Here is an 11,673-nt window from a genome sequence, read left to right on the forward strand (position 1 = left end):
CCCGTCACCCGCGTTTCAGTCAGTCTTGGGCGGCGGCTGCTCGTAGCGGGCGTTGAATGCCTGGACGAAACCATTGCGCAATATCTGCAGGAACGCCTCGAATGCGCTGATGTTCTGTTGATGCACACTGCCGCTGAGTTCGACGCGGGTGGCGAACTGATTCTTCGGCTGGTTCTTCAGCACCGTTTCACTGGCACCGACCACCGCCTCCCAGATCGAGCGGAAGAAGCCTTTGTCCTTGTCTTCGACATCCTGCTGCCAGTCGAACACATCGACATCGCGCAGCAACGGCTTGATATAGCCATTGAGCCTACCGTTCTCGGCCTGGGCCTCGATCACCACGTCACCATGCCCGGCATTGAAGTCGAACTTGCCATAGGCACTGGCGAAGTCGTTGAGCCGGCGCAGTTCGATGCCGGTGGCGCGCAGACGGAATTCGAAGTCGTCGAAGTCGCTGAACGGGTCGAAGGCGGCGCGGCTTTCGACCTTGGCATCGCCGGCAATCAGCGCGTCGGCCTCGAAGCTGGCGTCGCGTCGGCCTTTTTCGTCGCGCACGTTGGTCAGGTTGCGGATGCTGGCCTGGAGCTGAGTTGCCTTGAGGTCCACCGGCGGCTTGGAGTTGAAGTTGCGAAAGGTCAGGGTGCCGTTTTCGATGCGCACTTCGTTGAGCGTAATCGGCAGCAGTTTCTCCAGTTGCTGGCGCCAGTCGGTGCCCTGGCCGGTCTGCGAGTTCTGTTTGCTGCCGCCATCGACGAAGTTGAGCTCGGGCCGCACGAACGCCACCTCGGCGACCACGGCCTGGTCGTACCACAGCGAATGCCAACTGACTGACAGGTCGATCAGCGGCGCATCGAGCAGCGGCACGGGCACCTTGCCGGTGGTCTTGACGATCTTCAGCCCGTTGATCTGGTAGGCGCCGCGCCACCAGGCGAGGTCGACGTCGGCGACCTCGCCGCGGTAGTCGCCCATGTCGGCCAGCTTGTCGTTGAGGTAGTCGCGTACCAGGTAGGGCAGGGCCAGGTGCAGGGCCACCAGCAGCACGATCAGGCCGGCCAGGCCGATCAGCGGCCAGCGATAACGGGCTTTCATCGCAAGCTCTCCAGGGCAGGTTGTGCGGTTGACCGCCAGGCGCCGGGCTTGGTTCGAACGGGCTTTACGCGCTGCCGGGGCAGGCTTACCCTTGAGGCTTTCCCGCCTGTTTCCAACGATTCAAGGACCCCTGCCATGAGCCGTATCTACGCCGACAACGCCCACTCCATCGGCAACACGCCGCTGGTGCAGATCAACCGCATCGCCCCGCGCGGGGTGACCATCCTGGCCAAGATCGAAGGGCGCAACCCAGGCTACTCGGTGAAGTGCCGGATCGGCGCGAACATGGTCTGGGACGCCGAAGGCAGCGGCAAGCTCAAGCCGGGCATGACCATTGTCGAGCCCACCTCGGGCAACACCGGCATCGGCCTTGCCTTCGTCGCTGCGGCGCGCGGCTACAAGCTGATGCTGACCATGCCGGCCTCCATGAGCCTGGAGCGGCGCAAGGTGCTCAAGGCGCTGGGCGCCGAGCTGGTGCTGACCGACCCTGCCAAGGGCATGAAAGGGGCGATCGAAAAAGCCAACGAGATCGTCGCCTCCGATCCTGCGCTGTACTTCCAGCCAGGGCAGTTCGAAAACCCCGCCAACCCCGCAATTCACGAGAAGACCACCGGGCCCGAAATCTGGAACGACACCGACGGCGCCGTTGACGTGCTGGTCGCAGGTGTCGGCACCGGCGGCACCATTACCGGCGTGTCGCGCTACATCAAGCACACCCAGGGCAAGCCGGTGCTGTCGGTGGCCGTGGAGCCGGTGGCTTCGCCGCTGATCAGCCAGACCCTGGCCGGCGAGGAACTCAAGCCCAGCCCGCACAAGATCCAGGGCATCGGCGCAGGCTTCGTGCCGAAGAACCTCGACCTGTCGGTCGTCGACCAGGTCGAGCAAGTCACCGATGAAGAGTCCAAGGCCATGGCCATCCGCCTGATGCAGGAGGAAGGGATCCTGTGCGGCATTTCCTGCGGCGCGGCGATGGCGGCGGCAGTGCGCCTGGCAGAAAAGCCGGAGATGCAGGGCAAGACCATCGTGGTGATCCTGCCGGATTCGGGCGAGCGTTATCTGTCGAGCATGTTGTTCAGCGACATGTTCAGCGAGCAGGAAAACCAGCAGTAACGTCAGGTCGACAGCGCAGTCAGCAAGCCGAGGAGTGCTGATCCGGGTCAAGCGACCTCGATCTTCATCCTCGCGCTTGCCGCTTGTGACTTGCAGCGGCCTTCGATGGGTTTATCATGTCCGGCTATCTGGGGATGGCCTGATTTCCCCTCAAGGAGTGTTGCATGACCTTTTCCTTCGTCGCCAAGGCGGGTGTCCTGCTGGTGTTCTTCGGCAGTGTGCTGTTCGTGCACCTGCGCGGCAAGGCACGCCTGCCGGTACTGCGCCAGTTCGTCAACCATTCGGCGCTGTTCGCTCCCTACAACAGCCTGATGTACCTGTTCTCCGGTGTGCCTTCCAAACCTTACCTGGACCGTCAGCGCTTCCCCGAGCTGGATGTGCTCAAGGATAACTGGCAGGAGATCCGCGAAGAGGCCATGCGCCTGTTCGACGAGGGGTATATCCGCGCAGCCGAAAAAGACAACGACGCCGGCTTCGGTTCGTTCTTCAAGAAGGGCTGGAAGCGGTTCTACCTGAAATGGTACGACAAGCCACTGCCGTCGGCCGAGGCACTGTGCCCGCGTACCGTCGAGCTGGTCAGCAGTATCCCCAACGTCAAGGGTGCAATGTTCGCCCTGTTGCCTGGCGGTAGCCACCTGAACCCGCACCGCGATCCGTTTGCCGGCTCCCTGCGCTATCACCTGGGGTTGTCCACGCCCAACTCAGACGACTGCCGCATCTACGTCGACGGCCAGGTCTATGCCTGGCGTGACGGCGAAGATGTGATGTTCGATGAAACCTATGTGCACTGGGTGAAGAACGAAACCGACGTGACGCGGGTGATCCTGTTCTGCGACGTCGAGCGTCCGCTCAACAGCCCGCTGATGACCCGCATCAACCGCAAGGTCAGCGCGTTCCTTGGCCGCGCCACCGCGCCGCAGAACACCGACGACGAGCGGGTGGGTGGGATCAACCAGGCCTACGCCTGGAGCAAGCGCTTCAGCAACCGCATCAGCACCCATGTGAAGCAGTTCAAGCGCTCCAACCCCAAGGCCTACCGCATCCTGCGGCCGGTGCTGGCGGTGGTGGTGGCCTATCTGCTGTATCGCTGGTTGTTCTGATTCGCTGCGTCCCTCTTCGCGGGCTTGCCGCGAAGAGGGACGTCCGATCACCCTAGGGTGTTGCCCAGCTCCGCATTCACGGATATATTCCGAAACATTCAACTTCCCCGAAGACCTGTCATGCCAGCCAGCCCTTCCACCACCGCCTTCGTTCTCGCGCCTGTCGCGGGCGTTGTCGTGCGTGGCAGCCAGCAGCCGGCCATGATCAGTCACTACCCACCACCTGTCAGTGGCGTCGTCGGCGGCGTATCTGCGCCCCGCTGCGTGGTCGTGCTGGGCTGATCGGCGTTCTCGCCGGCCCAATCGCACTCGCAACCTACTGAACACGGTCGGCCTCTTTCCTCGCTGAAGCGCGCCCACCGTTTGGCTCTTGCCCAATATTCAGGTGGCAATACATGTCTGTCCTTTCGAAAGCATCCGTGGCCTCGGCGGCCACCACCAGCCTGTTCGTCCTGCTGTGGAGCAGCGGGGCGATCGTCTCCAAGCTCGGCCTGGCCCAGGCCAGCCCCTTCGCCTTCCTGCTGCTGCGTTCGGCATTGGCCCTGGCAGGGCTGTTGCTGATCGGCCCCTTGCTGAGGTTGCGCTGGCCGCGCAGTCGCGGCGGTATCCTGCGCGCCCTGGGGACCGGTTGCGTGCTGCTCGGTGCATACCAGATCTTTTACCTGCTGGCGCTCAACACTCACGTCACCCCTGGTGTCATGGCCACGGTCATGGGGGTGCAACCGATCCTCACCGTGGTGCTGATGGAGCGCCAGCGTTCATGGAGCCGTTTGTTCGGCCTGGGTCTGGGGCTTGGCGGGTTGGTGATGGTGGTCTACCAGGGCATCAACCTGGGTGGGGTTTCCCTCGCCGGAATGCTGTTTGCCTTGCTGGCGCTGACCAGCATGACGTTCGGCTCGATCCTGCAGAAGCGCATCACCGACAACCCGATGGGAACCTTGCCGCTGCAATACCTGGCAGGGTTTGCCCTGTGTGCGGTGTTTGCGCCGTTCCAGCCGCTGCATGTCGAATGGAGCGCAAGCTTCGTCGGCGCCCTGCTGTGGATGGGGTTGGTGGTGTCGTTGCTGGCGACGCTGCTGCTCTACCGGTTGATCGCCCGAGGCAACCTGGTCAATGTCACCAGCCTGTTCTACCTGGTGCCAGCGGTGACCGCAGTGATGGATTTCCTCATCTTCGGTAACCGCCTGGCGCCGCTGAGCCTGCTGGGGATGGGGTTGATCGTGGTGGGGTTGCTGTTCGTGTTCCGCAAGCCTGGGGTGAAGATGGCCGAGGCCTGAATACCGCCTGCGGCGGTACGATTTCAGGCACGCGCCGGCCGCAGCACCAACCACAGTGCTGCGGCTATCAGGACCCCGCCATACAGGTGCGCCATCGACAGCGGCTCATCCAGCAACCACGCCCCCCACAGCACCCCGAACACCGGAATCAGGAAGGTCACGGTACTGGCCTTGACGGGTCCGATCTCGTTGAGCAGGCGGAAGTACAGGATGTAGGCGAAGGCCGTGCACACCAGACCCAGGCCCAACAAAGACAGCCACACCGACCAACCACCCCAGCTGGCGGGTGGTTGGGTCAGTGCGCTCCAGGCAAACAGCGGGCTGAGCAGCAAGGTCGCTCCCAGCATGCTGCCCAGGGCCGACAGGCGGCTGTCCAGGCCGCCGATCCAGCGGCGGGCGAGAAAGCCGGCGAAGCCATAGCAGGTGGTCGCCGCAAGGCACGCCAGGGCGCCTTGCACCAGGGCCATGTCCAGCGCCACCGGGCCGGCACCGCTGAGGATGCCGACGCCGAACAGGCCAAGGAAGATCCCGCACAGTTTGGGCAGGGTCATGCTTTCGCGGAAGAACAACGCGCCGATCAGCACGCCCATCAGGGGTGTGGTGGCGTTGAAGATTGCCGAATACCCCGCTGGCAGTACCTGCGCGGCGACTGAATAGAACGTCGCCGGAATGCCCGAGTTGATCATGCCCAGCACCAGGCAGGCGCCGAGCTTGCCCTGGAAGTCCCAGCGCACCCTGGCTGCGGCGAGGATGCCGATCAGGCCGAGGCAGGCGATGGAGACGCGAAAGAAGGCGGTCGGTACCGTACCCAGTTCAGGGGCGATGATGCGCATGAACAGGAAGCTCGCACCCCAGACGGCAGCAAGGGTCAGCAGGCGGGCGAGGGCGATGGGGCTCACGGGTATCTCCGGGTTCTGGGCAGGGGCGCGAGTGTACGTCAGGTGTCGGGGCGTTTCTTGTGCTTTCTTGCTCTGGCAATTGTGTTGCCCCGCGAAAAGACCGACACCCGACTAAGCTCTTTTCATTCCGCCACCCACCGAGCCTCTCACCATGCCCCAGCCCTGGCCCGCCGCAGCCATCGCCCGGATGATCCTCGATGGCTTCGACAACTACCGAGAACACTTTCGCCGCATCACCCTGGGCGCCCGCGAACGCTTCGAACAGGCGCAATGGCAGGCGATCCAGCAGGCCGCTGCTGCGCGGATCAACCTGTACGAGGAGAAGGTCGCCGAGATCAACGGCTGGCTGCGCGAAGGTTTCGCCCCCTCGCTGCTGCTGGACGTGGAGCACTGGCCGCTGGTCAAGAGCGCCTACATCCGCCTGATCGACCCGCGCCTGGACGATGAGCTGGCCGAGACCTGGTACAACTCGCTGTTCTGCAGCCTGTTCAGCCACGACCTGATCAGCGACGGCTGCATGTTCATCCACACCACCCGCCCGGCCATGCGCGGCCACGAGCGCGCGGCACAGACCCGCACCTATCAGTTGCGCGACGGCCTGGGTGGTCTGTTGCGGGGGATCCTTGCCGACCAGGCTTTCGAGGTGCCCTATGGCGACCTCGACGCCGACCTGGCGCGCCTTGAGGAGCGACTGCGTGAATGCCTGCCTGACTGGGTATGCAAGGACCCGGCGCTGGCCGTGGAGTTGTTTTCCTCGGTGCTGTACCGCAACAAGGGCGCCTATCTGGTCGGGCGTCTTTACACCCGTGACGAGCAGTGGCCGCTGGTGATCCCGCTACTGCATCGCGAGGGCCATGGCATCGAGGCCGATGCGCTGATCACCGATGAGGCCGAGGTGTCGATCATCTTCTCGTTCACCCGCTCGTACTTCATGGTCGATGTGCCGGTGCCGGCGGAGTTCGTCAACTTTCTCAAGCGCATCCTGCCGGGCAAGCACGTTGCCGAGTTGTATACCTCGATCGGCTTCTACAAGCATGGCAAGTCGGAGTTCTACCGCGCGTTGATCAATCATCTGGCCAGTACCGACGACCGTTTCGTCATGGCACCCGGCGTGCGCGGCATGGTGATGAGCGTGTTCACCCTGCCGGGCTTCAATACTGTGTTCAAGATCATCAAGGACCGCTTTTCACCCTCCAAGACCGTCGACCGAGCCACGGTGATCGAAAAATACCGCCTGGTGAAAAGTGTCGACCGCGTGGGGCGCATGGCCGATACCCAGGAGTTCGCCGATTTCCGCTTTCCGGTGGCCAAGTTCGAAGCCGATTGCCTGGCCGAGCTGCTGGAGGTCGCGCCCTCGACGGTGGTCGTGGAGGGTGACAGCGTGCTGATCCGCCACTGCTGGACCGAACGGCGCATGACGCCGTTGAACCTGTACCTGGAGCAGGCCAGCGAGGCCCAGGTGCTCGAAGCCTTGGAGGACTACGGGCTGGCGATCAAGCAACTGGCGGCGGCGAACATCTTTCCCGGCGACATGCTGCTGAAGAACTTCGGCGTTACCCGGCATGGGCGGGTGGTGTTCTATGACTACGACGAGATCAGCTATCTCACCGAGGTGAATTTTCGCCATATCCCGCCGCCGCGCTACCCGGAGGATGAGATGTCTGGCGAGCCGTGGTATTCGATCGGGCCGCACGATGTGTTTCCCGAGGAGTTTCCGCCGTTCCTGTTCGCCGATATCGGCCAGCGGCGGTTGTTCAGCCGGCTGCATGGGGAGCTGTATGACGCGGATTACTGGCAGGGATTGCAGGGGGCGATACGGGAAGGGAAGGTGATCGATGTGTTTCCCTATCGGCGCAGGGGCAGGTGAGGGGTGTCAGTTGAGTCGATGGTGGCCTTTTCGCGGGCAAGCCCGCTCCCACAAGCCCCCACTGAACTCAAGGGCAGTGGGGGCTTGTGGGAGCGGGCTTGCCCGCGAAAAGGCCACCCCGATCCTCACCCCTTGAGGCACTTCAGCTCACTGAAGTCACGACGTACCTTGGCCAGCCGGTCCAGCAGGAACTGCCGCTGCGCCGGGCTGCTCTGCTGCATCAGGTCGACCAGCAGGCTGCGGGCCTGCAGCTCGGTGTTCTCGAAGGCCATGCGGTAGGCCGGTGACCACAGGCTCTCCTTGCGCTGCAGCAACTGCGCCAGACGGGGCTCGAACGCTGGCGAATGGCGTTGTTCCATGGCCAGCAGCAACTGTTGCTGCCAGGCCTGGCGATTGGCGATCCATTCGCTGTTCTGATCGCCGAGGGCCTGGGACCAGGTCATCACCCGCAGGCGCTGGCGGGCATTGAGCTCGCCCAGCCACGGCGTCAGGCGTTTCTCCATGCGCGTGGCACGGGCCTGGATCTGTTTGGGTAGCGGGGTGTCGACGTATTCCTTCTGCCGCTCGGCAATGTCGTCGCTGAATGCCTTGCGCATTTCCCCGACCTGCGCGTCGCTCATGCCGCGCAGCAGTTCGGCGGCGGAGGGGGTGATCTCTTCAGCGACCCGGCCGATGGCCTGGCGCGCCTCGGCGGTGCGCTGTTGCAGGGCCTGGTCGGTCACGCCCTGGTTGGCGACCATCAGGCGCACCTTGTCGAGCCATTCGAGGTAGCCGGGCAGTTGTGTCTTGCAGTGCCAGGCCAGGTGGCCCTTGAGCCGTTCGTCGAGCAGGGCCTTCTGCTGGCGATTCATGTCCAGGTAGTCGCCCAGCGACCAGGGCACCAGCCGGTCGAGGTTGCGGTACGCGAGGTCGATACGGCTGCAGGCCGTGAGCGAGAGGGCAAACGCGAGAATGAGCAGCAGGGCTCTGGGCAGACGGACAGGCATGAGCGAATCCTTGCAGGTTGCTTGCCAGGCAATAGATGCGCGCCGCGCTCGGCGGTTCCCACGGATCGGGCAGCCGGGCAGCTTCAGGTGTAGAATAGCCGCCTTGTCTTGAGGAACATCGGAAATGGCTCTGCTTGGGCGTTACAACAGTTTGCAAATCGTGAAACACGTGGAGTTCGGTCTTTACCTGGACGGCGGCGCCGACGGCGAGATCCTCCTGCCCAGGCGCTACTTCCCCAAGGACGCCGAGCTTGAGCTCGACGACTGGCTGAACGTGTTCATCTACCTCGACAGCGAAGACCAGCTGATCGCCACCACCGAGAAACCCAAGGTGCAGGTCGGTGAGTTCGCCAGTCTCAAGGTCAAGGACATCAACGGTGCCGGCATCTTCCTCGACTGGGGCCTGTCCAAGGACTTGCTGATGCCCTATTCGGAAGAGGCGCAGCAGTTGAAGATCGGCGATTACTGCGTGGTGCACGCCTACCTCGACAAGCGCACCCGGCGCATCACCGCCACCGCGCGCCTGGACCGCTACCTCGACCGTACGCCGGTCGACTACAAGGCGGGCCAGCCGGTCGAGCTGCTGGTGGCGGGCGAGACGCCGATGGGCTTCAAGGCGATCATCAACAACCGCCACTGGGGCCTGATCCACAAGAACGAGGTGTTCAAGTTCCTGCGCTCGGGCATGCACGAGAAGGGCTTCATCAAGGAAGTGCGCCACGACGGCAAGATCGCCCTGAGTCTGCAGCCGGTGGGCGCGGCCTTGGCCGACAGCCTGCAGGAGCAGATCCTCAAGCGCCTGGACGAAGCCGGAGGCGTGCTGCCGGTGTGCGACAAGAGCGCCCCGGAAGTGATCGCCAAGCTGTTCAACGTCAGCAAGGGCAATTTCAAGAAGGCCATCGGCGGGCTGTTCAAGCAAGGGCTGATCGTCATCCATGACGATCGTATCGAGCGGGCCTGATCAGGCCTGCACGAAGGTGCTGAAGTCCAGTTGCTCACCGCCTGGGCGGGTGTCGCGCAGCAGCGAGTCGCGGTCGGCGCTCAGCGCCAGGCTGATGGTCGAGCGACGCTTGCCGGGGTGGCGGACTTCCATCTGTTCCTGATGCGCGCGCAGGAAGTTGACCGGCACTTTCAAGTGCTGCAGTTCGTCGGTTTCCGGGGTGTGCAGCAGCAGGTTGACCCAGTCGGGCTGGCCTTTGCGCAGCAATGCCACCGGTACCTCGAACCACCACAGGTTGCGTTTCTTGTCGAGGATGGCGAACAGGGTGTTGTCGCGGTCGAGCACCGGCCGGTTCAGCGCTTGGTTGCGCCGGGCGATGGCGGTGGGTTTGTCGAGTTTCATGCAGGTTCCTGCGGGTTGACGCCAGAAAGGCATGACATTGTGCGGGGTGGCGCGGGGCGCGGCAAGGGTTGCGGGGTGGGTTGCGCCGGCCTCCTCACGGGTTTGCCCGCAAAGAGGCCTTGAGCTTCAGCGCCGCAACGGCTGGCTCAACTCCGAGGTCGCGCCATCGGCTGTGGTCACCGTCGCGGTAAAGCTGTTCAGCCCCGCAATGGCATCCAGCGTCTTCTCGAACCGTGCCTTGCCCTGGGCATCGCTGCCGACCAACACCTCGCCCAGATACTGCTCCGCTTCCCGCCCCTCCGCTGCCGCATTGCCGAACACCTCGACGCGCAACAGGCTGGATGCCGGCCCTTGCACTTCACCTTGCAGCACATGCCCGGCAAGCCCGGTCAGACGCGGCGCCTGTTGATTGTGATTGGGCAGCGGCTGGCACGGCTGGGGTTGGCCGCTGCCATCGCAGATGATCGCCTGGTCCTTCTTCGCCAGTTCCGCGCCGACACCGCGCGAGCCGACGTACAGCGCGTGGGCCTGGGCTGGCACACCGAAGATGATCGCGCCGGTGCGCTGGTCTGCTACGCACGAGCCTCCCGCCTCGCAGCGCCGGATGTCCAGGCCATTGCCCCAGATGCGATTGGCAGTGACGCGTGTGGCGGTGACTTCCGGCTCCGGACGCAGGGCCACGCCGATGCGGTTGCCGTGGATCAGGTTGCCGTCGAGGATGTTGCCCTCGCCGGTCACGCTGATGCCGATGGAGTTGCCGGTGAAGGTATTGGCGCCCAGGTAGTTGCGCTTGCCCCAGTTGATCTGCAGGCCGTCGGAGTAGTTCTCGAAGCGGTTGCGCACCACGCTGTTGTCGTTGCCCAGCAGGATCTCGATGCCCTGGGAGGGCTCGGGGTTGGCGTCGGTGGAGCGGAACAGGTTGTCGGCCACCAGGTTGAAGGCGGCGCCGCGGGTCAGCTCCAGGCCGTCGCCGTTGTCGATCAACTGGTTGCGCAGCACCTTGTTGTTGACCGTGGTGGTGGCCGTCGGGTTGCCCGCGCCGTCATCGCCCGTGAGCATGATCCCGGCCCCGCCCTTGTTGGCGACGATACGGTTGTCTTCGATGACGTTGCCGCTGGCGCGGTTGACCAGGATGCCGATGCAGAAGTTGCGCACCTCCAGGCCGCTCAGGTGCACGCCCTGGGTGTCGCGCAGCACCAGGCCGGGGTTGGTGGTGGTGCGCACATTGGTGCCGAACTGACCGGGCAGGGCGCCTGGACAGGTGCGTACCCCCTGGTCCTTGATATAGCCGGCGCCGTCGATGGCGATGTACTGGCCGTCACGTGCCCAGGCCAGGCCGGTAATGCGTAGCGGGCCCTTGATTTCCGGCAGTGGCCGGCTCGGGCGGATCACGTAGGGCGGCTCGCCGACCGCAGCGATGTCGATGCGGTAGTGGCCGGGGTTGCGGTTGCTGGTTTCCAGGGCCCAGCGCAGGGTACCGGGTTGGTCGTCGTCGGTGTAGCGCTCGACCCGCAAGGTTTGCACGGCGGTCGGGGCGGCGGCGAGGGCGGGCAGGGGAAGTAACGGCAGCATGGCCGCGAGTAGGGGCATCAATCGCATGTGCAAGGTTTCCACGGACTGTTGTTTTTATGAATGGCCGGATTCTAGAGCTGCGCCTTCCGAGTGCGCAGCGGCGCTGGGACAATTCGGTGCGGTATTCGCCCGCTGTTTGCCGTTCGGCTTGGTGCCCGAAAAAATGTTGAAACTCTTGCGCAAGCGAACCGGTCCACCTTTTGTCGACACGGTTCACGTGTCTCTTTTTGCAGGAGATTCGCCATGAGCGGCACCAAAGACAAAGCCAAGGGCCTGGCCAACGAAGCGGTTGGCAACATCAAGCAAGGCGTCGGTAAAGTGACCGGCAACGACAAGCTGCGTGCCGAGGGCAAGGCCCAGGAACTCAAGGGCGAAGGGCAGCAGGCGGTGGGCAAGGTCAAGGATGCGGTGAAGAAGCCTTGAACCGCGGT

12 protein-coding genes are annotated in these 11,673 nt (G+C 63.9%); 7 read left to right on the forward strand and 5 right to left on the reverse strand.

The window, feature by feature from the left end; all coding sequences use genetic code 11:
* Positions 1-15 precede the first annotated feature (15 nt).
* Positions 16-1,089: a DUF748 domain-containing protein gene (locus AB688_RS09575; RefSeq protein WP_063543678.1), complete on the reverse strand. Its 1,074-nt coding sequence runs from the start codon at positions 1,087-1,089 to the stop codon at positions 16-18.
* Positions 1,090-1,224: 135 nt separating this feature from the next.
* Between AB688_RS09575 and cysK the strand changes: the two genes are divergently transcribed.
* The 4 genes from cysK to AB688_RS09590 all read left to right on the forward strand — a co-directional run bounded on the left by cysK (position 1,225) and on the right by AB688_RS09590 (position 4,576).
* The gene (gene cysK / locus AB688_RS09580; protein WP_063543680.1) at positions 1,225-2,199 is read left to right on the forward strand and encodes a cysteine synthase A; all 975 of its coding nucleotides are present in this window, start codon (positions 1,225-1,227) and stop codon (positions 2,197-2,199) included.
* Positions 2,200-2,363: 164 nt separating this feature from the next.
* Positions 2,364-3,299: an aspartyl/asparaginyl beta-hydroxylase domain-containing protein gene (locus AB688_RS09585; protein WP_063543682.1), complete on the forward strand. Its 936-nt coding sequence runs from the start codon at positions 2,364-2,366 to the stop codon at positions 3,297-3,299.
* Positions 3,300-3,419: 120 nt separating this feature from the next.
* Complete coding sequence (locus AB688_RS26995; protein ID WP_176717845.1) at positions 3,420-3,581, forward strand: hypothetical protein; 162 nt, start codon at positions 3,420-3,422, stop codon at positions 3,579-3,581.
* Positions 3,582-3,694: 113 nt separating this feature from the next.
* Positions 3,695-4,576, forward strand: a complete 882-nt coding sequence (locus tag AB688_RS09590; protein ID WP_054895016.1) for a DMT family transporter — start codon at positions 3,695-3,697, stop codon at positions 4,574-4,576.
* A gap of 23 nt (positions 4,577-4,599) precedes the next feature.
* On the opposite strand, the gene AB688_RS09595 is transcribed toward AB688_RS09590, so the two are convergent.
* Positions 4,600-5,475 (reverse strand): DMT family transporter, encoded by an 876-nt coding sequence (locus AB688_RS09595; RefSeq protein WP_063543684.1) that lies wholly within the window; start codon positions 5,473-5,475, stop codon positions 4,600-4,602.
* A gap of 151 nt (positions 5,476-5,626) precedes the next feature.
* Between AB688_RS09595 and aceK the strand changes: the two genes are divergently transcribed.
* Positions 5,627-7,342, forward strand: a complete 1,716-nt coding sequence (gene aceK / locus AB688_RS09600; RefSeq protein WP_063543686.1) for a bifunctional isocitrate dehydrogenase kinase/phosphatase — start codon at positions 5,627-5,629, stop codon at positions 7,340-7,342.
* 125 nt (positions 7,343-7,467) lie between these two features.
* Here the strand turns inward: aceK and AB688_RS09605 are convergent, their stop codons facing one another.
* Positions 7,468-8,328, reverse strand: a complete 861-nt coding sequence (locus AB688_RS09605; RefSeq protein WP_063543688.1) for a DUF6279 family lipoprotein — start codon at positions 8,326-8,328, stop codon at positions 7,468-7,470.
* Between the two features lie 124 nt (positions 8,329-8,452).
* Here AB688_RS09605 and AB688_RS09610 point away from each other — a divergent pair, with 124 nt between their 5' ends.
* Positions 8,453-9,289 (forward strand): S1 RNA-binding domain-containing protein, encoded by an 837-nt coding sequence (locus AB688_RS09610; RefSeq protein ID WP_063543690.1) that lies wholly within the window; start codon positions 8,453-8,455, stop codon positions 9,287-9,289.
* Here the strand turns inward: AB688_RS09610 and AB688_RS09615 are convergent, their stop codons facing one another.
* Both AB688_RS09615 and AB688_RS09620 read right to left on the reverse strand, forming a co-directional pair.
* Positions 9,290-9,670 (reverse strand): hypothetical protein, encoded by a 381-nt coding sequence (locus AB688_RS09615; protein WP_054893320.1) that lies wholly within the window; start codon positions 9,668-9,670, stop codon positions 9,290-9,292.
* A gap of 126 nt (positions 9,671-9,796) precedes the next feature.
* The gene (locus tag AB688_RS09620) at positions 9,797-11,269 is read right to left on the reverse strand and encodes a right-handed parallel beta-helix repeat-containing protein (protein ID WP_063543692.1); all 1,473 of its coding nucleotides are present in this window, start codon (positions 11,267-11,269) and stop codon (positions 9,797-9,799) included.
* A gap of 216 nt (positions 11,270-11,485) precedes the next feature.
* Here AB688_RS09620 and AB688_RS09625 point away from each other — a divergent pair, with 216 nt between their 5' ends.
* Complete coding sequence (locus AB688_RS09625) at positions 11,486-11,665, forward strand: CsbD family protein (RefSeq protein WP_063543694.1); 180 nt, start codon at positions 11,486-11,488, stop codon at positions 11,663-11,665.
* The last annotated feature ends 8 nt before the right edge of the window (positions 11,666-11,673 follow it).

It is taken from the genome of Pseudomonas putida, from assembly GCF_001636055.1.
GTDB lineage: Bacteria > Pseudomonadota > Gammaproteobacteria > Pseudomonadales > Pseudomonadaceae > Aquipseudomonas > Aquipseudomonas machongensis.

Excerpts from the sequence above, each read along its gene's own strand:
- AB688_RS09575 (WP_063543678.1), bottom strand. The coding sequence starts at position 1,089 with ATGAAAGCCCGTTATCGCTGGCCGCTGATCGGCCTGGCCGGCCTGATC.
- cysK (WP_063543680.1), top strand. The coding sequence starts at position 1,225 with ATGAGCCGTATCTACGCCGACAACGCCCACTCCATCGGCAACACGCCG.
- AB688_RS09585 (WP_063543682.1), top strand. The coding sequence starts at position 2,364 with ATGACCTTTTCCTTCGTCGCCAAGGCGGGTGTCCTGCTGGTGTTCTTC.
- AB688_RS26995 (WP_176717845.1), top strand. The coding sequence starts at position 3,420 with ATGCCAGCCAGCCCTTCCACCACCGCCTTCGTTCTCGCGCCTGTCGCG.
- AB688_RS09590 (WP_054895016.1), top strand. The coding sequence starts at position 3,695 with ATGTCTGTCCTTTCGAAAGCATCCGTGGCCTCGGCGGCCACCACCAGC.
- aceK (WP_063543686.1), top strand. The coding sequence starts at position 5,627 with ATGCCCCAGCCCTGGCCCGCCGCAGCCATCGCCCGGATGATCCTCGAT.
- AB688_RS09605 (WP_063543688.1), bottom strand. The coding sequence starts at position 8,328 with ATGCCTGTCCGTCTGCCCAGAGCCCTGCTGCTCATTCTCGCGTTTGCC.
- AB688_RS09610 (WP_063543690.1), top strand. The coding sequence starts at position 8,453 with ATGGCTCTGCTTGGGCGTTACAACAGTTTGCAAATCGTGAAACACGTG.
- AB688_RS09615 (WP_054893320.1), bottom strand. The coding sequence starts at position 9,670 with ATGAAACTCGACAAACCCACCGCCATCGCCCGGCGCAACCAAGCGCTG.
- AB688_RS09620 (WP_063543692.1), bottom strand. The coding sequence starts at position 11,269 with ATGCGATTGATGCCCCTACTCGCGGCCATGCTGCCGTTACTTCCCCTG.
- AB688_RS09625 (WP_063543694.1), top strand. The coding sequence starts at position 11,486 with ATGAGCGGCACCAAAGACAAAGCCAAGGGCCTGGCCAACGAAGCGGTT.